Source organism: Streptomyces sp. NPDC048185, from assembly GCF_043202495.1.
In the GTDB taxonomy this organism is placed as follows: Bacteria; Actinomycetota; Actinomycetes; order Streptomycetales; family Streptomycetaceae; genus Streptomyces.
Genome location: NZ_JBIDAN010000001.1, coordinates 414,202 through 436,042, shown reverse-complemented (window position 1 = coordinate 436,042; position 21,841 = coordinate 414,202). Strand labels below are relative to the sequence as shown.

Here is a 21,841-nt window from a genome sequence, read left to right as displayed (position 1 = left end):
GCGTCAGCCCAGCACCAGCACGACCAGCGCGGCCGTGGCCGCCGTCTCCGCGACCCCGCCGAAGACGTCACCGGTGACCCCGCCGAAGCGGCGGACGCAGTGCCGCAGCAGCAGTTCGGCGACGGCGACCGCGCACAGCACGGCGAGCGCCGTCCGCAGCGCGTCGTGCGTCCCGAGGAACGCGCCCGCCGCCGCTCCGGCCGCCGTGACGGCGACGGCCGCGGCCAGTGCCCCGCCCGCCGGGACCACCCCGGCGACCGCGGCGCCCAGCCCCTCCGGGCGGGCGGCCGGGACCCCGGCGCGGGCGGCCAGGGTGAGCGCCAGCCGGGCGGCGGTCGCCGAGACCACGGCGGCGAGCGCGCCGCGCGCCCACGAGTCGTCGTACGCCTGCGTCAGCGCGGCGACCTGGGCCAGCAGCACGAAGACCAGGGCGATCACGCCGAACGGGCCGATGTCCGACTGCTTCATGATGCGCAGGGCGTCCTCGGCGGGCTTTCCGCTGCCCAGCCCGTCCGCGGTGTCGGCCAGTCCGTCCAGGTGCAGTCCCCGGGTGAGGACGGCGGGTACGGCGGCGGTGGCGATCGCCGCGAGCGGGGTGCCGGCCTCGAGGAGGAGCAGCACGAGTCCGGTGGCGGCGGCAGCGGCGCCGACGACGAGCCCGGCCAGCGGGGCGCACAGCATGCCGCCGCGTGCCGCCCCGCGGTCCCAGCGGGTCACCCGGACCGGGAGCACGGTGAGGGTGCCGAACGCGAACCGGAGGCCGTGGGGGGAGGGGGTCCTGAGCACCGGCGCAGACTACCCGGCGGTCACCGGGGCACTTCCCGGGGTCGGGGATAAAGTGCGCATATGGGAGATTGGTGGCAGCGGAACATCGTGGAACCGGGCAAGCTGCCGTTGCTCCTCGCGCTCGGCGCCTTCGTGCTGACCTTCGTGACGACCCGGATCGTCACGCGGCTGATCCGGGCGGGCAAGGGGCCGTTCGGGAACGTCCAGGCGGGCGGTGTGCACATCCACCACGTGGTCCCCGGGGTCGTCCTCACCGTCGTCGGCGGCTTCGGCGCGGTCGCCGGTGGGCGGCACGGGTTCGGCTCCGCCCTCGCGGCGGTGGTGTTCGGGATCGGGGCGGGGCTCGTGCTGGACGAGTTCGCGCTGATCCTCCACCTCGACGACGTCTACTGGACGGAGGCCGGGCGCAAGAGCGTGGAGGTCGTGGTGGTCACCGCGGCGCTGGTCGGCCTGGTCCTCGCCGGTTTCACGCCGTTCGGCGTCGACAACCTCTCGCAGGACGAGTTGCAGGACCGCGCCAACGTCATCGCGACCGTGGCGGGCAACTTCCTCTTCTCCCTGCTCGCCCTGGCCAAGGGCAAGGCACGGCTGGCGATCTTCGGCGTGATCGTTCCGCTCGTCGCCCTGATCGGTGCCGTCCGGCTGGCCCGGCCCGGGTCCTTCTGGGCCCGCCGCTTCTACGGCCGCCGCCCGCGGGCACGGGCCAAGGCGCGGCTGCGGGCCTACCACCACGACCGCCGCTGGTCCGGCCCGCGCCGCACCCTAGAGAACTGGATCGGCGGCCGTCCGGACCCACCGGGGGCGTGACGAGTGCCGCCGGCGGTGGTGCGGGACGCCGCGGCGGCCTGTGCGGCTCCGGTGGGGGTGCGCGTAGCGCGTTGACCCACAGTCGTGCCTCCCCCAGTGCCTGAACGGCCTGGGAGGTACCCCCAGGGCGGCACGGGTGGGCGGTGGGGGTCCCCCGCTCGAGCGAAGCCGAGAGTGGGGGAGGCAACCCGGCAGCGCCGGGCACCGTGCCCCACCCCGGCCCGCACCCGCGCCGGTCACCTCGCAGCGCCGGGCCGCGTCACCCACCCCCGGCCCGCACCCGCGCCGGGCACCGTGCGCCACCCCGGCCCGCACCCGCGCCGGTCACCTCGCAGCGCCGGGCCGCGTCACCCATCCCCGGCCCGCACCCGCGCCGGGCACCGTGCGCCACCCCGGCCCGCACCCGCGCCGGTCACCTCGCAGCGCCGGGCCGCGTCACCCACCCCCGGCCCGCACCCGCGCCGGTCACCTCGCAGTGCCGGGACCGTGTCACCCCTCGGCTGCGTCGGGCCGGCGGGTCCGTTCACTCGCCTCCGTCGGAGACCTCCGGCAGCTCCGCCGCGAGTGCCGCCGCGGCCTGTACCAGCGGCAACGCCAGCAGACCCCCCGCGCCCTCACCCACCGTCACGCCCTGCGCGAGCAACGGCTCCAGTGCCATCCGGTCCAGTGCCTTCGCCTGCCCCGGCTCCCCGCTGTCGTGCGCCGCCAGCCACCAGTCCGGCGCCCGGAACGCCACCCGCTGACCCACCAGCGCGCACGCCGCGCTCACCACGCCGTCCAGGATCACCGGCACCTTGCGCACCGCGCACTGCAGCAGGAAGCCCGTCATCGCGGTGAGGTCGGCACCGCCCACCGTCGCCAGCAGTTGCAACTGGTCGCCGAGCACCGGCCGGGCCCGCCGCAGCGCGTCCCGGACGGCCGCGCACTTGCGCATCCACGCCAGGTCGTCGATGGCCAGCCCGCCCCGCCCGGTGACGACCGACGCGTCGGTCCCGCACAGCGCCGCGACCAGCACGCCCGCCGCCGTCGTCCCGCCCACGCTCACATCGCCGAGCACCACCAGATCCGTACCGGAGTCGGCCTCCTCGTCGGCCACCGCCGTCCCGGCCCGGAAGGCGGCCTCCGCCTCCTCGTGGGTCAGCGCGTCCTCGATGTCGATGCGCCCGCCGCCGCGCCGCACCCGGTGCTTCACGACCTCGGCCGGCAGCGTCTCCGGGTCGCAGTCCAGGGCCATGTCGACCACCCGCACCGGCACCCCGAGGCGCCGCGCGAGCACCGACACCGGCCGGCCGCCCTCCAGCACCTCGCGCACCAGTTCGCCCGCGCCGCCCGCGGGACGTGCCGACACGCCCAGCTCGGCGACCTTGTGGTCACCGGCGAAGAGCACCACGCGGGGCCGTTCGACCGGCCGTACCGGCACGGCGGACTGCGCCGCGGCCAGCCACTCGCCCAGGTCGTCCAGCCGGCCCAGCGAACCGGGCGGCACGGCCTGACGCTCCCGGCGCGCCTCGGCGTCGCGGCGCACCCCGCCGTCGGGGCGCTCGATCAGATCGGTGAAGTCGTCGAGATTCAGCGAGCTCATTCGCCGAACAGTACCGGCCCCGGTCGAACACCACGGAGGTCACATCCGCACCGCGCCGGACCGGCGTCGTTGCCCTCCGGATCGCCATCCCCTCCGTAACGTTTTGTGCTGGATTGTCGTACGTCCTCCTCCACCTGTCGGGAGCCGCCCATGTCCGCGTCCTCCGCCCCCTCGGTGCCGTCTCCCGTGCCCCCGGTGCCTCCCGTCCCCCTGTACGGACCGCACCGCGCCGACTGCCCCTGGTGCGGCTCGCGTCGGCTGCGCTCCCGGCCCGGCCGCCAGGGCCCGCCGCAGGGCGCGCCGGCCCACTGCGTCCTCGACCGGTGCCGGGACTGCCGGCACACGTTCCGCAACCCCCTGCCCGCACCCCGGCCCGGACACCCGGCCGTCCGGGCCGGGGTCGGTCTGAGACACGTCCTGGCCGCCCGTGCGATGCTCCGCCGCTGCCCCGAGCCCGAGAGCTGGCTGGACGTGGGCACCGGCGACGCCGACTTCCCCCGGGCGGCGCGCCGGTACTTCCCGTACACCGCGTTCGACGGCGTGGACCCCACGCACCGCGTCCTGCGGGCCCGCGCGGCCGACCGCGTCGAGGAGGCGTACGTCGGGCGGCTGACGGACCGGCACATCGCCGCCCGGCTCCGCGCCCGCTACGACGTCGTCAGCCTCTTCCAGCAGCTCGAACGCGTCCCGGACCCGCGCGCCGAGCTCCGCGCGGCCCTCCACGTCCTGCGCCCCGGCGGCCATCTCCTCCTGGACGTCACCGACCCGCGCCGCCTGTTCTCCCTGCCGCCGGGCTCGGCGCACCCGGTGGGCCTGCGCGCCGAGCTGGAGGCCCGCGGCTGCACGGTCCTCACCGGCGAGCGGACGGCCCGTCTCGTCGCCCGCAAGGAGCCGTCAGCCCCGTAGCACCAGCGCCTGCCCCGCCACCACCAGCAGCACCTGCTCGCACTCGCCGGCGAACGCCGCGTTCAGCCGCCCGAGTTCGTCCCGGTAGCGGCGGCCCGACGCGGTGGCCGGCACGATCCCCGACCCGACCTCGTTCGACACGGCGACGACCGTGCGCCGGGTGGCGCGCACCGCCTCCGTCAGCTCCCGCACCCGGTCGCGCAGGGCCCGTTCGCCACCGTCGGCCCACTCCGCGTCGTCCCACGCCCCCACGGCGTCCATCGCGTCCGTCAGCCACAGGGAGAGGCAGTCGACGAGCAGCGGCGGCCCGTCGTCCTTGAGCAGCGGGACCAGGTCGCAGGTCTCGACGGTGCGCCACGAGCCCGGCCGCCGCTCGCGGTGCGCGCAGACCCGGGCCGCCCACTCGGTGTCCCCGTTGCGGGAGCCGCCGGTGGCCACGTACAGCACGTCCGGGAAGGACTCCAGCCGCCGCTCGGCCTCCACCGACTTGCCCGACCGGGCCCCGCCCAGGACGAGGGTCCGCCGCGGCACGTCGGGCACGTCCTCGTACACGCCCACCGTCAGCGTCGTGCCGTCCGGCACCGCCCGCGCCCCCGCCGCCGCGAGCCGCCGCGCCAGCTCCCGGCCCGGCGGCACGTCGTGGCCGAGATGGACGGCGACGACGTCCGTCGTCGGGCCCGCCGCCCCCACCGCCCGCAGCTTCGCCAGCCCGTCCGGGCGCCCCACGACGTCCGCGAGGACCAGGTCGTAGGACTCGGCCGGCTCCTCGAGACCGGCCGGCGCCCCGCCCGGCGGCAGGTACAGCAGCCGCTGTCCGTCCGGTCCCGTCACGGCGTACCCGGTGCCCGGCGAGTCCATCGCGACCGCCCGTACCCGGTGCCCCGTCAGCAGCGCCAGCTCCCGCCCGTCCGGCACCCGCCCCGGCTGCGGCAGCCCCGCCGGCACCTCCACGGCGGGACCGTCGTGCGGGTGGGACAGCAGCACCTGCCGAACGCCCCCCAGGGAGTGCCCGGCGCGCGCGGCGGCGAACGCGGCACCGGGCGTCAGGTCGAGGAGCAGCGCCCCGTCCACCAGCAGCGCGGTCGCCGCACGCGCGTTCTCGCCCTGGGCCGCGGCACACGCCGCGCAGGGACAGTCGGGGCGGGGCAGTCCCGCGGGGGCACCGGTGCCGAGCAGAGTCACGTCCACGCCCCCGATCATCGCCGGTCGCCCCACGACGTGCGCGCCCGAGGCCCCCGAGGGCGCCGCCGGCCCCGCGGTCGTACCCCGGCCTTCTACGACGCGCCCGGCTCAGCGCATAGGCTGCGACCGGGAGACGGACCAAGATCCGGCTTCCGCTCTGCATGTGCTCACATCTTGGAGGCGTACATGGCGGCATGGACGTGGCGGTTCGAGACGGCCGGCGGGACGGAGGTCCAGCCCGCGGTGCAGCCCGAGGAGTTCACCACGCAAGGGGACGCCGAGTCCTGGATCGGGGAGCACTGGAAGGACCTCCAGGAGGGCGGCACGGACCAGGTGCGGCTGTTCGAGGACTCCACGGAGATCTACGGGCCGATGAGCCTGCACGCCGAGGAGGCCTGAACGGGGGCCTGACCGGCGTCGGGGGAGGGGACGGCCACGACAGGGCCGTCCCCTCCCGCGTCACTGCTCGCCCAGCGTCACCTCGGCGGTGCGCTCGTCGCCGCCGCGGGTGTACGTGACCTTCGTGCGGTCGCCCGGCCGCATCGACGCCAGGGCCTCGGAGAGCGAGGTGATCGTGGTGATGTCCGTGTCGCCCAGCCTCGTGATGACGTCCCCGGCCCGCAGCCCCGCCCGGGCCGCGGCACCGCCCTCCTCGACGCTGACGATCGCCACGCCGGCGGGGCGGTAGTCGTCGCCGACGACCGTCCGGGCGGTGATGTCGAGGGCGGCCCGTCCCGAGTCGGTGACCTTGCCGTGCTCGATGATCTGGCCGGCGATCGTCTTCACCGTCGAGGAGGGGATCGCGAACCCGATGCCGGGTGCCGCGCTGTCGCCGAGCGCGGGGTCGGTCGCGGCGAGCGTCGGAATGCCGATGACCCGGCCGTCGAGGTTCACCAGGGCGCCGCCGCTGTTGCCGGGGTTGATGGCCGCCGAGGTCTGCACCATGTCGGCGAGCGTCGCCCCCGTGCCCCCGCCGCTGCGGCCCTCGGTGACGGTCCGTCCGGTCGCCGACACGATGCCCTGCGTCACGCTGGACGACAGCCCGAGCGGCGAGCCCATCGCCAGCACGATCTGTCCCACCTCGACCTTCGACGAGTCCTCGAACCCGGCCGCCTTCACCCCGTCGGGCACCGTGTCCAGCTTGACGACCGCGAGGTCCTGCTCGGGGTAGGAGGAGACGAGCCGCGCGGACAGCGGGTCCTCGCTGTGGGCGGTCGTCACCCGGAAGGACGTCCGGTCCCCGACGACGTGGGCGTTGGTGACGACGTGGCCCTGGTCGTCGTACACGACCCCCGAGCCGAGGCCGTCCCCGGCCTGGATCTGCACGACCGAGGGCAGGACGTCCCTGATCACCTGCTGGTAGTCGCTCTGCAGGTCGTCGGCCGCGGCCGGTGCGGCGGCCCGGGCCGTGGCGGCCTCCCGCCCGCTGCCGGTGCCGGACCCCGACCCCGACCCGGCATCCGAGCCGGCCGCGGAGCAGCCGGTGAGGACCAGCAGGGAGCACGCCAGCGCGGCTACGGGGGCACGGAACCGGGACCTACGGGTACGGGAGACGTCCATGGCCCGAGTCTCACGGCGGCCCGGACGTCCTGCTTCCGCACAGCATCCGAACGGGCGCCGCCGGGGCCCTAGCCCCGCACCCCGCACAGGTGCAGCAGGGCCGCGACCCCGCGGTACGGGTCCGTCCGTCCGGCCCGTTCCTCGACGGCCAGCAGCGTCCCGGGGTCGTCCGGTGCCGCCGTGGCGTCGGCCGCCGCGTCCGTGAAGACCCGGACGCCGTACCAGGCGTGCAGGGGGGCGCCGATGCCCGCGAGCCTGGCCGTCAGCGTCGCCAGCCGGTCGGCGCGGACGTCGGGGCCGGGGCGGGCGGGGGCACCCCCGGTGTCGGTCCGGGCATGGGGGAGGTGCGCGGCGGTGTCGAGGGCGGCGAGCGCGCCGGCCCAGTCGCCGCTCAGACCCGGGTGCATGGCTGGCGCGTCCCCGTTGCGCACCAGCAGCGACAGCAGACCGCCCTGGGCGAGCATGCGGGCCAGCCCGGCGAGCAGCGGGTCGGGCTCCTCGACGTGCATCAGCACCCCGTGGCACAGCACCAGGTCGAAGCTGCCCGGCAGGAAGTGCACGCCGGTGTCCCGGCCGTCGCCCTCGATGATCCGCATCCGTTCCCGGATGCCCTCCGGCTGGACCGCCAGGGCCTCACGCGCCGCGGCGATCAGCGTGGTGTCCCGCTCCAGGCCGGTCACCTGGTGCCCGGCCCGTGCCAGCCGCAGCGCCTGGGTGCCCCGGCCCATGCCGACGTCGAGCACCCGCAGCCGCTTGCCCACCGGGAAGCGGCCGGCTATCTGCTCGTCGAGCTGCCGGGCGACCAGCTCCTGGCGCACGACGTCCCGCAGACCACCCGGCCGGCCCAGCCAGGCGTCGGCCGCGCCCCCGGCGAACGGCGTGGTGCTCAGGGCCGCTCCCCGCGCTTGACCTGCGGCTTGGGCAGCCGGAGCCGGCGCATCTGCAGCGAGCGCATCAGCGCGTAGGCGACCGCGCCGCGCTTGCGGTCGTCGGGGAAGCGCTCCGCGAGACGCTTCTTCAGCCGGAAGCCGGTGACGAGCGAGTCGAGCACGATCAGCACGATCACGATCAGCCACAGCAGCAGCGCGATGTTCTGCAGCGACGCCACCCGGATCATGCTCAGCACGAGGATGACCACGGCCATGGGCAGGAAGTACTCGGCGATGTTGAACCGCGAGTCGATGAAGTCGCGCGCGAACTTGCGGACCGGGCCCTTGTCACGGGCCGGCAGGTACCGCTCGTCGCCGCTCGCCAGCGCCTGGCGCTGCCGCTCCATCTGGGACCGGCGCTCCTCGCGCTGACGCTTGGCGGCCTCCTTGCGCGTCATCTGGGTGTTGGCGACGCTGCGGCGCTGGGACTGGGCCTCACTGCGCTTGGGCGTGGGCCTGCCCTTCGGGGCCTGCGGGTCGCGGGGCTGCTTGGAGTCGGTCACCGGCGTCTTGACGAGGCTCGGTGCCTTCTCTTCCTTGGCACGGCTACGGAACACAAAACCCAAGGGTACGGGGTGGGGGAGTGTGGACCCCAGCCCGGTGGGGAACGATCCGGCAACGCCAGTCGTCCGTAAGGGGACAGAGGGGACGTTGCGCACAGCCCCCGGCACCGGGACTCCGGGGCGTGTCCCCGGGGAGCACCTACTCCCTGCGCCGGACCGGGAGCGTACGCAGTCGTCCTTGGGGATGAGCGCATCCGTCCCCGAACAGTGCGGTAATGGATGCAGGGCCCGTACTGTGGGTTCTGTTGCAGTCGCTGGAGCTGGAGTCGGTCAGAAGGGGGCGCGCGAAGCCCATGAGCGGTGTCATGAAGCGTATGGGGATGATCTTCCGCGCGAAGGCCAACAAGGCCCTGGACCGGGCCGAGGACCCGCGCGAGACCCTCGATTACTCGTACCAGAAACAGCTTGAGCTGCTGCAGAAGGTGCGCCGCGGCGTCGCCGACGTGGCGACCAGCCGCAAGCGCCTGGAGCTCCAGCTCAACCAGCTCCAGTCCCAGTCGGGCAAGCTGGAGGACCAGGGCCGCAAGGCGCTCGCGCTCGGCCGCGAGGACCTGGCCCGCGAGGCCCTCTCCCGCCGCGCCGCGCTCCAGCAGCAGGTGACCGACCTGGAGACGCAGCACGCCACCCTCCAGGGCGAGGAGGAGAAGCTCACTCTCGCGGCCCAGCGCCTGCAGGCCAAGGTGGACGCCTTCCGCACGAAGAAGGAGACCATCAAGGCCACCTACACGGCGGCCCAGGCGCAGACCCGCATCGGCGAGGCGTTCTCCGGCATCTCCGAGGAGATGGGCGACGTGGGCCTGGCGATCCAGCGGGCCGAGGACAAGACCGCCCAGCTCCAGGCGCGGGCCGGTGCCATCGACGAGCTGCTCGCCTCCGGCGCCCTGGACGACCAGTCCGGGATGCACAAGGACGACATCCAGGCCGAGCTGGACCGGCTCTCCGGTGGTACGGATGTAGAGCTGGAGCTGCAGCGCATGAAGGCCGAGCTCGCCGGCGGCGGTACGTCCGACCGGCAGGCCCTCGAAGGCGGCCAGGGCCAGTCGCAGCCCCAGCAGCAGCCACAGGACACTCCGCGTTTCGACAAGCAGTAGCCCACGCCTAGGAGGGCGACATGATCGTGAGGATCATGGGGGAGGGACAGGTGGCGCTCGCCGACGGCCGCCTCGCCGAGCTGAACAAGCTGGACGACGAACTCCTCGCCGAGATGGAGAACGGTGACGGCCCCGGTTTCCGCGAGACCCTCCAGGCCCTGCTGGCCAAGGTCCGCGAGCTGGGCGAGCCGCTGCCGGACGACTCCCTGGAGCCGTCGGACCTGATCCTTCCCTCTCCGGACGCCACCCTGGAGGAGGTCCAGGAACTCCTCAGCGACGACGGCCTCATCCCGGACGGCGCCTGACGCCACCGCGGCGACGCCGGTCACCGTCACGCCGTCCGGCACGGTGCCGACGCCGGTCACTGTCACGTGGTTCGGCGCGGTGCCGACGCCGGGCACTGTGCACGTGGTCCGGCACCGCGGCCACGCCGGTCACTTTCAGCCCGTCCGGCGTTGGAGGACGAGGCCGTTCAGACCGAAGGGGGGTTCCGGGGGCGCAGCCCCCGGGCGTCCACCGGAGCGCCGGGCACCCCGCGAAGAGACGCCCGCTACGGCTACCGTAGACACGCGTGAGCACCCTCGCCCGCGCCCGCTGCCGTCTGGGCGCGCACCCCTCCGCCCTGGACGCGGGCCTCGCCGCGGCCGTCCTCGTGTGCATGGTGGCCGGATCCTTCGCCGACCCGCACGGCCCGGACGGCGTCACCTGGGGCGTCCGCACTCCCGACCCGCTCAGCCTGCTGCTCATGGTGCTGGGCGCCGCCGCGCTCGTCCTGCGCCGCCGCGCCCCGCTGCCGGTCCTCGCGTTCACCGGCTGTCTCTCGATCGTCGAGTGCGTCACCGGCGACCCCCGCGCCCCCGTCGTCATGGCCGCCGTCGTCGCCCTCTACACCGTCGCCGCCACCACCGACCGCTCCACCACCTGGCGGGTCGGCCTGCTCACCATGACCGTGCTGACCGGCGCCGCCATGCTGGCCGGCCCCCTGCCCTGGTACGCGCAGGACAACCTCGCCGTCTTCGCCTGGACCGGCATCGGCGCCACCGCAGGGGACGCCGTCCGCAGCCGCCGCGCCTTCGTCCGGGCCATCCGGGAGCGCGCCGAGAAGGCCGAGCGGACCCGCGAGGAGGAGGCCCGGCGCCGCGTCGCCGAGGAGCGGCTGCGCATCGCCCGCGACCTGCACGACGTCGTCGCCCACCACATCGCCCTGGTCAACGTCCAGGCCGGGGTCGCCGCCCACGTCATGGACAAGCGGCCCGACCAGGCCAAGGAGGCCCTCGCCCACGTACGGGAGGCCAGCAGGTCCGCGCTCAACGAGCTGCGCGCCACCGTCGGGCTGCTCCGCCAGTCCGACGACCCCAAGGCCCCGACCGAACCGGCCCCCGGTCTGGACCGGCTCGACGAACTCGTCGCCACCTTCCACCACGCCGGCCTGCACATCGAGGTGGCCCGCGCCGACCAGGGCACCGCCCTGCCCACCGCCGTCGACCTGGCCGCCTACCGGATCATCCAGGAGGCCCTGACCAACGTGCAGAAGCACGCCGGACCGCGGGCGAGGGCCGAGGTCAGCATCGTCCGGGTGGGGCCGAACATCGAGGTCACCGTCCTCGACGACGGTGCCGGCGAGGCGGACGCCCCCGCCGACGGCGGCGGACACGGGCTGCTCGGCATGCGCGAGCGCGTCACCGCCGTGCGCGGCACCCTCACCACCGGTCCCCGCTACGGAGGCGGCTTCCGGGTCCATGCGATCCTTCCCGTCAGGAACCACGACGACGCCGCGAAGGATGCCGTATGACGATCCGTGTCCTGCTCGCCGACGACCAGGCACTGCTGCGCAGCGCCTTCCGGGTGCTCGTCGACTCCGAGCCCGACATGGAGGTGGTGGGCGAGGCGTCCGACGGCGCCGAGGCGGCCCGGCTGGCCGCCGAGCACCGGCCCGACGTGGTGCTGATGGACATCCGCATGCCCGGCACGGACGGTCTCGCCGCCACCCGGACGATCAGCGCCGACCCCGATCTCGCCCACGTCCGCGTGGTCATACTGACCACCTTCGAGGTCGACGACTACGTGGTGCAGTCGCTGCGCGCCGGCGCCTCCGGCTTCCTCGGCAAGGGTTCGGAGCCGGAGGAGCTGCTCAGCGCGATCCGCGTCGCGGCCGGCGGCGAGGCACTGCTGTCCCCGACCGCCACCAAGGGGCTCATCGCCCGCTTCCTCGCCCAGGAGGGCAGCGCGGACGACGCCGGCCGCGACCCGGCGCGCGCCCGGAAGCTCGACACGCTGACCGTGCGGGAGCGCGAGGTGCTGGTGCAGGTGGCCGGCGGGCACTCCAACGACGAGATCGCCGAGCGGCTGGAGGTCAGCCCGCTCACGGTGAAGACGCACGTCAACCGGGCGATGGCCAAGCTGGGCGCCCGCGACCGGGCCCAGCTGGTGGTCACCGCGTACGAATCCGGGCTGGTACGTCCAAGGGTGGAGTGACACCCACCCGGCCGTACTGCGCCGGGAGTATGCGCCGGATAAGGAAATGGACCTGGGGCCTAGGGAACCGGCGGCGTCCATGGCTCAGGGTGTGAGGTAGGCGCTCACTTGTGCCCTTCCTCCGCTCGGCCACAGAAGAGAGACCCTGATCCATGTCCTGGCTGTCGAGATTCAGCCTCGCGCAACGGGCCCTGATAGGCCTGATGTCGATCGTCGCGCTCGTTTTCGGCGCGATCGCCATCCCCCAGCTCAAGCAGCAGCTGCTGCCCACCATCGAACTGCCCATGGTGTCCGTGCTGGCGCCGTACCAGGGCGCTTCGCCCGACGTGGTCGAGAAGCAGGTCGTCGAGCCCATCGAGGACAGCCTCGAAGCGGTCGACGGGATCTCGGGCGTCACCTCCACGGCCAGTGAGGGCAACGCCGTCATCATGGCGTCCTTCGACTACGGCCCGGACACCCAGCAGCTGGTCGCCGACGTCCAGCAGGCCGTGAACCGGGCCCGCGCCCAGCTCCCCGACGACGTGGACCCGCAGGTCATCTCCGGCTCGACGGACGACATCCCGACCGTCGTCCTCGCCGTCACCTCGGACAAGGACCAGCAGGCGCTGGCCGACCAGCTCGACAAGACGGTCGTGACCGAGCTGAAGGACATCGACGGCGTCGCCCAGGTCGTCGTCGACGGCGTCCGCGACGTCCAGGTCACCGTCACGCCGGACCCGGCGAAGCTGGCCGCGGCGAAGGTGAGCCCGCAGGCGCTCGCCCAGTCCCTCCAGGCGGGCGGCGCGACCGTCCCGGCCGGCTCCTTCGACGAGGCGGGCGCCAACCGCACCGTCCAGGTCGGCGGCGGCTTCACCTCGCTGAAGCAGATCCAGGACCTCATGGTCACCGGTGAGGGCGTCGACGAGCCGGTCCGCCTCGGCGACGTCGCCACCGTCAAGGAGGAGGAGGCCGAGGCCGACTCCCTCACCCGCACCAACGGCAAGCCGTCCCTCGCGGTCGCCGTGACGATGGACCACGACGGCAGCGCGGTCTCCATCTCGAACGCCGTCGAGGACAAGCTCCCCGACCTGCGCGAGCAGCTCGGCTCCGGTGCGACCCTCACCGTCGTCAGCGACCAAGGCCCGGCGGTCTCCAAGGCCATCTCCGGCCTGACCACCGAGGGCGGGCTCGGCCTGCTCTTCGCCGTCCTGGTCATCCTGGTCTTCCTGGCGTCGATCCGCTCCACCCTGGTCACCGCGGTCTCCATCCCGCTGTCGGTGGTGCTGGCGCTGATCGTCCTGTGGACGCGCGACCTGTCGCTCAACATGCTGACGCTGGGCGCGCTGACCATCGCCATCGGCCGCGTCGTCGACGACTCGATCGTGGTCCTGGAGAACATCAAGCGGCACCTCGGCTACGGCGAGGAGCGCAAGGACGCCATCCTGGGCGCCGTCCGCGAGGTCGCCGGAGCGGTCACCTCGTCCACCCTCACCACGGTCGCCGTGTTCCTGCCGATCGGTCTGGTCGGCGGCATGGTCGGCGAGCTGTTCGGCTCCTTCAGCCTCACCGTCACCGCCGCGCTGCTCGCGTCCCTGCTGGTGTCGCTGACGGTCGTCCCGGTGCTCTCGTACTGGTTCCTGCGGCCCCCGAAGGGCACGCCGGAGGACGCGGCCGAGGCCCGCCGCCTCGCGGAGGAGAAGGAGGCCAACAGCCGCCTCCAGCGCTTCTACGTCCCCGTCCTGCGCTTCGCCACCCGCCGCCGCCTGACCAGCGTGGCCATCGCGGTCGTCGTGCTGGTCGGCACCTTCGGCATGGCGCCGCTGCTGAAGACGAACTTCTTCGACCAGGGCGAGCAGGAGGTCCTCAGCGTCAAGCAGGAGCTGAAGCCCGGCACCAGCCTCGGCGCGACCGACGCGCAGGTCAAGAAGGTCGAGAAGCTGCTCGGCGACACCGAGGGCGTCAAGGACTACCAGGTCACCATCGGCTCGTCCGGCTTCATGGCCGCCTTCGGCGGCGGCACGGACACCAACCAGGCCTCGTACCAGATCATGCTGGAGGACTCGGCGTCCTCCGAGGACGTCCAGGACCACATCGAGGACGGGCTGGCGAACCTCGGCGACGGCATCGGCACCACCACGCTCGCCGCCGGAGACGGCTTCGGCAGCCAGGACCTGAGCGTCGTCGTCAAGGCCGCCGACGCGCAGGTGCTGCGCGACGCCGCCGAGCAGGTCCGCAAGACGGTCGCCGGGCTCGACGACGTCACCGACGTCACCAGCGACCTGGCGCAGAGCGTCCCGCGCATCTCGGTCAAGGCCAACGCCAAGGCGGCCGGTGCCGGCTTCACCGACCAGACCCTGGGCGCGGCCGTCGCCCAGGCGGTGCGCGGCACCCCGGCGGCCAAGGCGACCCTGGACGACACCGAGCGCGACGTCGTCATCAGGTCGGCCCAGCCCGCCCGGACGATGGCCGAGCTGAAGGCGCTGAACCTGGGCCCGGTCAAGCTCGGTGACATCGCCACCGTGCAGCTGGTGGACGGCCCGGTCTCGATGACCCGCATCGACGGGCAGCGCGCGGCGACCGTCACCGCCAAGCCGACCGGCGACAACACCGGCGCGGTCAGCGCGGACCTCCAGTCGAAGATCGACGGCCTGGACCTGCCGGCCGGCGCCACGGCCGAGATCGGCGGCGTCACCGCCGACCAGGACGAGGCCTTCGTCAACCTGGGCCTCGCCATGCTCGCGGCGATCGCCATCGTGTTCATGCTGCTGGTGGGCACCTTCCGGTCGCTGGCCCAGCCGCTGATCCTGCTGGTGTCGATCCCGTTCGCCGCGACCGGCGCGATCGGCCTGCTGATCGCCACGGGCACCCCGATGGGCGTCCCGGCGATGATCGGCATGCTGATGCTGATCGGCATCGTGGTCACCAACGCCATCGTGCTGATCGACCTGATCAACCAGTACCGCAAGCAGGGCCACGGCGTCGTCGAGGCCGTGATCGAGGGCGGCCGGCACCGTCTGCGGCCCATCCTGATGACGGCCCTGGCGACGATCTTCGCCCTGCTCCCGATGGCGCTGGGCGTCACCGGCGAGGGCGGCTTCATCGCCCAGCCGCTGGCGGTCGTCGTGATCGGCGGCCTGATCACCTCGACGCTGCTGACCCTGCTGCTGGTCCCGACGCTCTACGCGATGCTGGAGCTGCGCAAGGAGCGGCGCGCGAAGAAGCGGGCGGCGAAGAAGGGGCTGCCCGAGGAGGCGCGGCCCGCGGAGGAACCGGAGCCGGCCCAGGTCTGACACCTGCCGGTACGAGGAAGGGGCGCCCCGTGGACCCGCCACGGGGCGCCCCTTCGCGTCGTGCGCGACCCGGGACAGGCCCTGGCTAGGCGTGGTGCCTCAGTGCTCGCACAGGGAGAACTCCCGTTCGTAGAGCTGCTCGTTGTGTTCGTCGACGAAGAACTTGCGTTCCCGCATGAGTTCCTCGCGGTAGCCCTTGGCCTCTTCGAGCGTCATGGTGGAGGTGTCGGACCACGGCTGCTGCGGGGGCACGTCGGAGGTCGACACGATGTTCTGCGACGGGTCGACCAGGAAGAACGCGAGGATCTTGCGGTGGCCCGGGCGGCTGGGGTCCACGAGGCGGAACGAGCCGACGCGGTGCTGCAGGACGTTCGGGAACGCCAGGGCGCGGCCCGCCGGGGTCGACGCCGACCCCAGCACCTGGTTCAGCGCGTCCTCGTTCTCCAGGCCGTAGACCTCGCGCACCCCGTTGTCGTCGCTCTGTTCGTAGTCCGGGTCGTCGAGCGCCGTCCGGAAACTCAGCCGGCTCTCGGTGATGTTCTCGCTGTCCCAGTAGTAGAGGGCGGTCGAGACGATCCGTTCGTTCAGCATCCCCTCGACGTGCCAGGAGCCGCCGGGGTACTCGGGCTCGTCCGGGGTGAGGTGAATCGTGGCGAGCTTGACGATGACCTGGAGACGGCGGCCGCGCAAGACGACCCGGTCGGTCTCGCCGGGCAGCTCGGGCGGGGTGAAGTCCGGGGCGTCGGGGACCACCGGGCGGCGGTTCTCCCACCAGGCGTCCTGTGCCTCCTCCCAGGCGCGGACGGCCTCCGCGTGGGCCTCGTCGTCGCCGAAGGAGGACCTGTCCGGGTACTCCGGCTCCGAGTCGTACCAGCCGTAGGGATCGGCCTCGATCCGCGGGGGCCGCGGACGGCGCAGGTCGGTGAGCACGTTCTCCAGCAGCGGGAGCATGCGCGCGAACAGGTCCGGCAGGACGGCGGCCAGCTCGCGATGGGCCTCGGGGTGGACGTTGTTGACGTACGAGCGGAAGGTCACGTCGCCGTCGTCATCGACGTCGACGTCCGTGGGCAGCCACTGGAACCGCTCCGAGAACTCGTGCCGCGAGTAGCGGTCGGTCGGATTCAGCCAAGCCCGCTCAGGAGCGCCGCTGACGTCCCTGACCAGGCAGAAAAGTGAAGGATGCACCAGATCGAGCACCTGGCCGCCGGAACCGGGGTGCCAGTCCCGCTCGGCTTCGGGGACCTCTTCCAGGACCCGGACCGCCTCGCGCAGCCGGGAGCCGAGCTCGTCGTCCACCAGCGTGTCCGACTGCCACACCCCGTCGACGGCCGAGACCTCGACGCCGGTCCGTCCGTCCCGCAGCGCGGCGTAGTGCCCGAGCTCGGCCAGCACGTAACGCACCTGGGCCTCGGTGAGGCCCTGGGCGAGCGCCTCCCGCGTCCACCTGGCGACGATGTCGGGGTCGTCGGCCTTCTCGAACCACGCCGGTTTCGACCGGATGTGGGCGCTGCACTCCATGATCTCGAGTTCCCGCAGCGTCCGGGGCTTGGCGAACGCTATGGAGCGGGATGCGTGAAAGGGCAGCGGAAAAGCAAGGGAATCGGTCAACTCTCCGGATCCTCCCGGTCGGTGTGCGGCGGCGCGAAGCCTACGGCAGGGCACCGACACCGCGGCCGGGAGGCGGCGCGAGGCCGCCACGAGGGGCTGTTCGTGGCGGCCGTCGAGCTCGGAGGACCGGCGCCGGCGGTTACGGCAGCGCCAGCATCCGCTCCAGCGCCAGCTTCGCGAACGCCTCGGTCTCCTTGTCGACCTCGATCCGGTTGACGAGGGTGCCCTCGGCGAGGGACTCCAGCGCCCACACCAGGTGCGGCAGGTCGATGCGGTTCATCGTCGAGCAGAAGCAGACCGTCTTGTCGAGGAAGACGATCTCCTTGCCCTCGGAAGCGAAACGGTTCGCCAGTCGCCGGACCAGGTTCAGCTCGGTGCCGATCGCCCACTTGGAACCGGCCGGGGCCGCCTCCAGGGTCTTGATGATGTACTCGGTCGAGCCGACGTAGTCCGCCGCGGCCACGACCTCGTGCCGGCACTCGGGGTGGACCAGGACGTTCACGCCCGGGATGCGCTCGCGCACGTCGTTCACCGAGTCCAGGCCGAAGCGGCCGTGCACCGAGCAGTGACCGCGCCACAGGATCATCTTCGCGGCGCGCAGCTCCTCGGCCGTCAGCCCGCCGTTCGGCCTGTGGGGGTTGTAGACGACGCAGTCCTCCAGGGACATGCCCATGTCGCGCACCGCGGTGTTGCGGCCGAGGTGCTGGTCCGGCAGGAACAGCACCTTCTCGCCCTGCTCGAAGGCCCAGTTCAGGGCCCGCTCGGCGTTGGAGGAGGTGCAGATGGTGCCGCCGTGCTTGCCGGTGAACGCCTTGATGTCCGCGGAGGAGTTCATGTACGAGACGGGCACGACCTGCTCGGCGATCCCGGCCTCGGTCAGCACGTCCCAGCACTCGGCGACCTGCTCGGCGGTGGCCATGTCCGCCATGGAGCAGCCGGCCGCGAGGTCGGGCAGGACCACCTTCTGGTCGTCGGAGGTCAGGATGTCCGCCGACTCCGCCATGAAGTGGACGCCGCAGAAGACGATGTACTCGGCCTCCGGGCGCGCGGCGGCGTCCCGGGCCAGCTTGAACGAGTCGCCCGTGACGTCCGCGAACTGGATGACCTCGTCGCGCTGGTAGTGGTGACCGAGGACGAAGACCTTGTCCCCGAGCTTCTCCTTGGCCGCACGGGCGCGCGCGACCAGGTCCGGGTCGGAGGGCGAGGGCAGGTCGCCGGGGCACTCCACGCCGCGCTCGCTCCTCGGGTCGGCCTCGCGGCCGAGCAGCAACAGGGCGAGGGGCGTCGGCTGCACGTCGAGCTCCTGGGGCTGGGCGGTGGTCACGACACGCACCCTTTCTACTTTTCGTCTAACTGACGCTATATATCATAACCGGTTCACGTCACTTTGACGATGCCCATCGTGTCGGTGTGACGTGAATCCCGGTCCCCGAGCCGCTGTCCGCTCTGCGGGGCATGTGCGAGCATGAAGAGAAGGCCGAGGAGCAATCACGGGTCCGTCCCGGAATGAATCCGCGGCCCCGTCGGTTGGAACCGTCGGCAAGCAGTCTCCGTACAACCCGGGAGAGATGTAGATGTCCGTATCGGACGAGACCACCACCGTCACCGACGGCATCATCCTGACCGACGCCGCCGCGGCCAAGGTCAAGGCCCTGCTCGACCAGGAAGGCCGCGACGACCTGGCGCTGCGCGTCGCCGTCCAGCCCGGCGGCTGCTCCGGCCTGCGCTACCAGCTCTTCTTCGACGAGCGTTCGCTCGACGGCGACGTCGTGAAGGACTTCGGCGGGGTCAAGGTCACCACCGACCGCATGAGCGCCCCGTACCTGGGCGGTGCCACCATCGACTTCGTGGACACGATCGAGAAGCAGGGCTTCACGATCGACAACCCGAACGCGACGGGCTCCTGCGCCTGCGGCGACTCCTTCAGCTGAGCCGCGCGACACCGCGCGAAGGGCGGCGGCCCGGGATTCCTCCCGGGCCGCCGCCCTTTTGCGTCACCCTCCCGGCCGCTTCCGGCGGCCGCCCCCGCCGGGGCCGTCCGCGCCGGTGGACGTCAGCGGCCGCCGGACGGCGCCGGAAGCCGCGCACCGGGCTTGAACAGCGGGATCTGCTTGCCGTCCGTCCCCACGACCTTCCGGTCGCCGAGCGGCTCGTCGAGCGTCACCGTCCGCTCGTACTCCTTGGCGATCATGATGCAGACCCGGTCCGGGTGCGGGGTCTCGGTCACCGTGACCGTCACCCGCCCCCCGTCCTCCTTCGCCGTCGCGTCGTAGTCCGAGCACACTCCGCCGGTGAAGTGCACAGTCAGGTCGGTGCCCTCGGCCGTCCAGCCGCTCACCCGCACGTCCCGGGGCGACCCCGGTGCCGAGGCCGGCCCGTCGGACGGGGACGGGGAGGGGGAGGTCAGGTACTTCGGGTCGACCGCCGGATACGTCACCGTGAACGCGTCCTCGGTGCCTGGCGCGCGCACCTCGAACAGCCAGGAGGGCACCAGCGTCTGCCGGCCCCGCACCGGATGCGCGGCCAGCCCGAACACCGCGTCCCGGACCGTGATCACCTGCCGGTCGGGCCCGTCGGAGGGCTGCGGCTTCCCCGGCTTCCCGGGCGCGCCCGTCGACGGCTCGCACGGCGGCTGCCGCGTGCCCTCCTCCAACGGCACCGGCCCCGTGCAGCCGCCGATGCCGGCCCGGGGGCCGCCGCCCGGCGAGTTCAGCAGCGCCAGCGTCTCCCCGGCGTCCAGGACCGGGTACGTGTCTCCCTCGACCGGCGCCGACACCTGGCCGCTGCCGCCGACCACCTCGCCCTGGGCGCCGACGACCACGCCGGTCGTCCAGCCGTACGTCGGCAGTCCGCCGACCTCCGGTTCGGCGTTCACGGCCCGCCGGGCACCCATGACCTGGCTCGCGTCCAGCTTCGCGTCGTCCTGGCCCACTGCCTTGAGCACCGGCGCCGCCGCCTTCTTCGCGGCCGCCTCGCTCACCGGTGTCCCACCGGCGGACGGCGCCTTGCAGACGGCGCCCTTCTTGCAGTTGTCGGTACCGGGCGTGTAACGCTGGAACGTCCAGGTTCCCGGTGCCTGCCGGCTGACCGTGAGCAGCGGGCCCGCACCGTCCCCGGCGCTGCCGGCCTTCCAGGCCCCGCCCTGGAGCCGCGGCGCCCCGTCGATGCCGAGGGCCTTCGCCAGGCGGGTCACCTCCGCCTCGCCGACCTCGCCCCTGGCCCCGTACACGGGCGCCGAGGCGGGCCCCTCGGGGAGCGGGCCGTCGGCGCGGTAGGTGACGCCGTACGGGTTGGGCTCGCCGGGCGCGATGCCGTTCGTGTCGCCACCGTCGGGGCCGCTCGGGGACGGTGCCCGGTAGCCGTCGAGGGGGAGCGGCGGGGGAGTGTCGTCGCCCGGCGCCCCCGACGACGTACCGCCGTCCGAGCCGCTGCCGGAGGCGGACGTGGCCAGGTACGCCCCGCCGGCGCCCACGAGCAGCACGGCGGCGGCGACGGACGCGACGACGGCCGCCGGGGGACGCCGCCGCTCCGGACGCCCGGTGCCGGCCTCGTCGGCGGCGGGAACGTCGTCGTGGTCGGATCGCTCGCTGTTCACCGCATCGCTCCTTCGGCTGTTACTGGGGACAGCGGTGGGACGCGGTGGGTGAGGATCCGGTTCCCCCCGGCGGCGCGGGTCACCCGGACGGCCGCGGGTGTGCCGGGCGGGCGGGTCCTAGTCGCCGTAGTCCGACATCGCCTCCAGCAACCGGGCCGACGTCCCCGGCACCCGCACACCGTGGATCAGCGTCAGGGGGACGGGGCGGGCCGTGACCCGTACGGGCGGTGACCAGCGCGGAGTCATCCGGGCGCAGTCGCCGCGCAGCGACGCCAGGTCGCCCTCCAGGTCGGCCGGGGCGGGTGCGACGGTCTTCGGGTTCGTCATAAGGGAACCGTAGGCACGTTCCGGACGGCGTAGGAAGTTCTACTATCGGGTAGTTTCGCCTGCTTCGGAGTCGGCGCACCGCCGGGTAGCGTGAACTGTCAACCCCGCCTCCCCGCAGGAGAGAGTCCACGCCGTGCGCATCGCAGTCACCGGCTCCATCGCCACCGACCACCTCATGACCTTCCCCGGCCGCTTCTCCGACCAGCTCGTCGCGGACCAGCTGCACACGGTCTCGCTCTCCTTCCTGGTGGACAAGCTCGACGTGCGCCGCGGCGGCGTCGCCGCGAACATCGCCTTCGGCATGGGCCAGCTCGGCACCCGCCCCGTCCTGGTCGGCGCCGCCGGCTCGGACTTCGACGAGTACCGCGCCTGGCTGGAGCGGCACGGCGTCGACACCGACTCGGTGCGCATCTCCGAGACGCTGCACACCGCACGCTTCGTCTGCACGACCGACGCCGACCACAACCAGATCGGCTCCTTCTACACGGGCGCGATGAGCGAGGCCCGCCTCATCGAGCTGAAGACCGTCGCCGACCGCGTGGGCGGCCTCGACCTGGTCTCCATCGGCGCCGACGACCCCGAGGCGATGCTCCGGCACACCGAGGAGTGCCGCGCCCGCTCCATCCCCTTCGCGGCCGACTTCTCCCAGCAGATCGCCCGGATGAACGGCGACGAGATCCGGATACTGCTGGACGGGGCGACCTACCTCTTCTCCAACGAGTACGAGAAGGGGCTCATCGAGACCAAGACCGGCTGGACGGACGAGGAGATCCTCGCCCGCGTCGGCCACCGCGTCACCACCCTGGGCGCGCGGGGCGTGCGGATCGAGCGGGCCGGCGAGCCGACCCTCGAGGTCGGCGTCCCGGACGAGGAGCGCAAGGCCGACCCCACGGGTGTCGGCGACGCCTTCCGCGCGGGGTTCCTGTCGGGACTGGCCTGGGGGGTGTCGCTGGAGCGGGCGGCGCAGGTCGGGTGCATGCTCGCCACGCTGGTCATCGAGACGGTCGGGACGCAGGAGTACCAGCTGCGACGCGGGCACTTCATGGAGCGGTTCACCAAGGCGTACGGGGACGAGGCGGCCGCCGAGGTCCGGGCGCACCTGCGCTGACGCCTCCGGCGGGGCGACTGCGCGACGACGCCTTCGGCGGGCGACTGTGCGAC

The 21,841-nt window shown here is 73.3% G+C and carries 20 protein-coding genes; 10 read left to right on the top strand and 10 right to left on the bottom strand.

Annotation, left to right across the window (positions count from 1 at the left end; translation table 11 throughout):
• Positions 1-3 precede the first annotated feature (3 nt).
• The gene (locus ACGF3H_RS02015; RefSeq protein WP_362500468.1) at positions 4-786 is read right to left on the bottom strand and encodes an adenosylcobinamide-GDP ribazoletransferase; all 783 of its coding nucleotides are present in this window, start codon (positions 784-786) and stop codon (positions 4-6) included.
• Positions 787-846: 60 nt separating this feature from the next.
• On the opposite strand from ACGF3H_RS02015, the gene ACGF3H_RS02010 reads away from it, so the two are divergent.
• A complete protein-coding gene (locus ACGF3H_RS02010) occupies positions 847-1,593 on the top strand; it encodes a hypothetical protein (protein WP_362500469.1) in 747 nt (248 codons plus the stop codon).
• Between the two features lie 523 nt (positions 1,594-2,116).
• Here ACGF3H_RS02010 and cobT read toward each other — a convergent pair.
• Positions 2,117-3,175 (bottom strand): nicotinate-nucleotide--dimethylbenzimidazole phosphoribosyltransferase, encoded by a 1,059-nt coding sequence (gene cobT / locus ACGF3H_RS02005; RefSeq protein ID WP_362500470.1) that lies wholly within the window; start codon positions 3,173-3,175, stop codon positions 2,117-2,119.
• Positions 3,176-3,325: 150 nt separating this feature from the next.
• On the opposite strand from cobT, the gene ACGF3H_RS02000 reads away from it, so the two are divergent.
• Entirely contained in the window at positions 3,326-4,081 is a 756-nt protein-coding gene (locus tag ACGF3H_RS02000) for a class I SAM-dependent methyltransferase (RefSeq protein WP_362500471.1), read from the top strand.
• Here ACGF3H_RS02000 and ACGF3H_RS01995 read toward each other — a convergent pair.
• Positions 4,070-5,269: a bifunctional adenosylcobinamide kinase/adenosylcobinamide-phosphate guanylyltransferase gene (locus ACGF3H_RS01995; RefSeq protein ID WP_362500472.1), complete on the bottom strand. Its 1,200-nt coding sequence runs from the start codon at positions 5,267-5,269 to the stop codon at positions 4,070-4,072. The genes ACGF3H_RS02000 and ACGF3H_RS01995 overlap by 12 nt on opposite strands.
• Positions 5,270-5,449: 180 nt before the next feature.
• Here ACGF3H_RS01995 and ACGF3H_RS01990 point away from each other — a divergent pair, with 180 nt between their 5' ends.
• Positions 5,450-5,662, top strand: coding sequence for a hypothetical protein (locus ACGF3H_RS01990; RefSeq protein ID WP_189228162.1), 213 nt, complete (start codon positions 5,450-5,452; stop codon positions 5,660-5,662).
• A gap of 60 nt (positions 5,663-5,722) precedes the next feature.
• On the opposite strand, the gene ACGF3H_RS01985 is transcribed toward ACGF3H_RS01990, so the two are convergent.
• The 3 genes from ACGF3H_RS01985 to ACGF3H_RS01975 all read right to left on the bottom strand — a co-directional run bounded on the left by ACGF3H_RS01985 (position 5,723) and on the right by ACGF3H_RS01975 (position 8,348).
• The gene (locus tag ACGF3H_RS01985; RefSeq protein ID WP_362500473.1) at positions 5,723-6,823 is read right to left on the bottom strand and encodes a trypsin-like peptidase domain-containing protein; all 1,101 of its coding nucleotides are present in this window, start codon (positions 6,821-6,823) and stop codon (positions 5,723-5,725) included.
• Between the two features lie 68 nt (positions 6,824-6,891).
• On the bottom strand, positions 6,892-7,629 hold the full coding sequence (locus ACGF3H_RS01980; RefSeq protein ID WP_362500481.1) for a class I SAM-dependent methyltransferase: 738 nt from the start codon (positions 7,627-7,629) through the stop codon (positions 6,892-6,894).
• 80 nt (positions 7,630-7,709) lie between these two features.
• Positions 7,710-8,348, bottom strand: a complete 639-nt coding sequence (locus ACGF3H_RS01975; RefSeq protein ID WP_362500482.1) for a DUF3043 domain-containing protein — start codon at positions 8,346-8,348, stop codon at positions 7,710-7,712.
• 272 nt (positions 8,349-8,620) lie between these two features.
• Between ACGF3H_RS01975 and ACGF3H_RS01970 the strand changes: the two genes are divergently transcribed.
• The 5 genes from ACGF3H_RS01970 (at position 8,621) to ACGF3H_RS01950 (ending at position 15,150) form a co-directional block, all read left to right on the top strand.
• Positions 8,621-9,406: a PspA/IM30 family protein gene (locus tag ACGF3H_RS01970; protein WP_362500474.1), complete on the top strand. Its 786-nt coding sequence runs from the start codon at positions 8,621-8,623 to the stop codon at positions 9,404-9,406.
• A gap of 20 nt (positions 9,407-9,426) precedes the next feature.
• Positions 9,427-9,711: a hypothetical protein gene (locus tag ACGF3H_RS01965; protein ID WP_362500475.1), complete on the top strand. Its 285-nt coding sequence runs from the start codon at positions 9,427-9,429 to the stop codon at positions 9,709-9,711.
• Positions 9,712-9,977: 266 nt separating this feature from the next.
• Positions 9,978-11,198 carry a sensor histidine kinase gene (locus ACGF3H_RS01960; protein WP_362500476.1) on the top strand — a complete coding sequence of 407 codons (1,221 nt, stop codon included), beginning with the start codon at positions 9,978-9,980 and terminating at the stop codon, positions 11,196-11,198.
• A complete protein-coding gene (locus tag ACGF3H_RS01955; protein ID WP_362500477.1) occupies positions 11,195-11,881 on the top strand; it encodes a response regulator transcription factor in 687 nt (228 codons plus the stop codon). The genes ACGF3H_RS01960 and ACGF3H_RS01955 overlap by 4 nt, the downstream gene beginning before the upstream one ends.
• A gap of 152 nt (positions 11,882-12,033) precedes the next feature.
• The gene (locus tag ACGF3H_RS01950) at positions 12,034-15,150 is read left to right on the top strand and encodes an efflux RND transporter permease subunit (RefSeq protein ID WP_362500478.1); all 3,117 of its coding nucleotides are present in this window, start codon (positions 12,034-12,036) and stop codon (positions 15,148-15,150) included.
• 99 nt (positions 15,151-15,249) lie between these two features.
• On the opposite strand, the gene ACGF3H_RS01945 is transcribed toward ACGF3H_RS01950, so the two are convergent.
• Positions 15,250-16,758 (bottom strand): DUF4246 domain-containing protein, encoded by a 1,509-nt coding sequence (locus ACGF3H_RS01945; RefSeq protein WP_362500479.1) that lies wholly within the window; start codon positions 16,756-16,758, stop codon positions 15,250-15,252.
• A 139-nt stretch (positions 16,759-16,897) separates the two neighbouring features.
• Positions 16,898-18,082 carry a quinolinate synthase NadA gene (gene nadA, locus ACGF3H_RS01940; protein WP_362500480.1) on the bottom strand — a complete coding sequence of 395 codons (1,185 nt, stop codon included), beginning with the start codon at positions 18,080-18,082 and terminating at the stop codon, positions 16,898-16,900.
• Between the two features lie 250 nt (positions 18,083-18,332).
• Here nadA and ACGF3H_RS01935 point away from each other — a divergent pair, with 250 nt between their 5' ends.
• Positions 18,333-18,689, top strand: a complete 357-nt coding sequence (locus ACGF3H_RS01935) for an iron-sulfur cluster assembly accessory protein (RefSeq protein ID WP_030405042.1) — start codon at positions 18,333-18,335, stop codon at positions 18,687-18,689.
• Between the two features lie 122 nt (positions 18,690-18,811).
• Here the strand turns inward: ACGF3H_RS01935 and ACGF3H_RS01930 are convergent, their stop codons facing one another.
• Together ACGF3H_RS01930 and ACGF3H_RS01925 are read right to left on the bottom strand one after the other, a co-directional pair.
• Entirely contained in the window at positions 18,812-20,353 is a 1,542-nt protein-coding gene (locus ACGF3H_RS01930) for a hypothetical protein (protein WP_362499793.1), read from the bottom strand.
• A 117-nt stretch (positions 20,354-20,470) separates the two neighbouring features.
• Positions 20,471-20,680, bottom strand: a complete 210-nt coding sequence (locus ACGF3H_RS01925; protein WP_362499794.1) for a hypothetical protein — start codon at positions 20,678-20,680, stop codon at positions 20,471-20,473.
• Between the two features lie 133 nt (positions 20,681-20,813).
• Between ACGF3H_RS01925 and ACGF3H_RS01920 the strand changes: the two genes are divergently transcribed.
• Entirely contained in the window at positions 20,814-21,788 is a 975-nt protein-coding gene (locus ACGF3H_RS01920; protein ID WP_362499795.1) for a carbohydrate kinase family protein, read from the top strand.
• Positions 21,789-21,841 lie beyond the last annotated feature (53 nt).

Coding starts and splice junctions, on each gene's coding strand:
- ACGF3H_RS01970 (WP_362500474.1), top strand. CDS start 8,621: ATGAAGCGTATGGGGATGATCTTCCGCGCGAAGGCCAACAAGGCCCTG.
- ACGF3H_RS01985 (WP_362500473.1), bottom strand. CDS start 6,823: ATGGACGTCTCCCGTACCCGTAGGTCCCGGTTCCGTGCCCCCGTAGCC.
- ACGF3H_RS02010 (WP_362500469.1), top strand. CDS start 847: ATGGGAGATTGGTGGCAGCGGAACATCGTGGAACCGGGCAAGCTGCCG.
- ACGF3H_RS01955 (WP_362500477.1), top strand. CDS start 11,195: ATGACGATCCGTGTCCTGCTCGCCGACGACCAGGCACTGCTGCGCAGC.
- ACGF3H_RS02000 (WP_362500471.1), top strand. CDS start 3,326: ATGTCCGCGTCCTCCGCCCCCTCGGTGCCGTCTCCCGTGCCCCCGGTG.
- ACGF3H_RS01950 (WP_362500478.1), top strand. CDS start 12,034: ATGTCCTGGCTGTCGAGATTCAGCCTCGCGCAACGGGCCCTGATAGGC.
- ACGF3H_RS01925 (WP_362499794.1), bottom strand. CDS start 20,680: ATGACGAACCCGAAGACCGTCGCACCCGCCCCGGCCGACCTGGAGGGC.
- ACGF3H_RS01965 (WP_362500475.1), top strand. CDS start 9,427: ATGATCGTGAGGATCATGGGGGAGGGACAGGTGGCGCTCGCCGACGGC.
- ACGF3H_RS01990 (WP_189228162.1), top strand. CDS start 5,450: ATGGCGGCATGGACGTGGCGGTTCGAGACGGCCGGCGGGACGGAGGTC.
- cobT (WP_362500470.1), bottom strand. CDS start 3,175: ATGAGCTCGCTGAATCTCGACGACTTCACCGATCTGATCGAGCGCCCC.
- ACGF3H_RS01935 (WP_030405042.1), top strand. CDS start 18,333: ATGTCCGTATCGGACGAGACCACCACCGTCACCGACGGCATCATCCTG.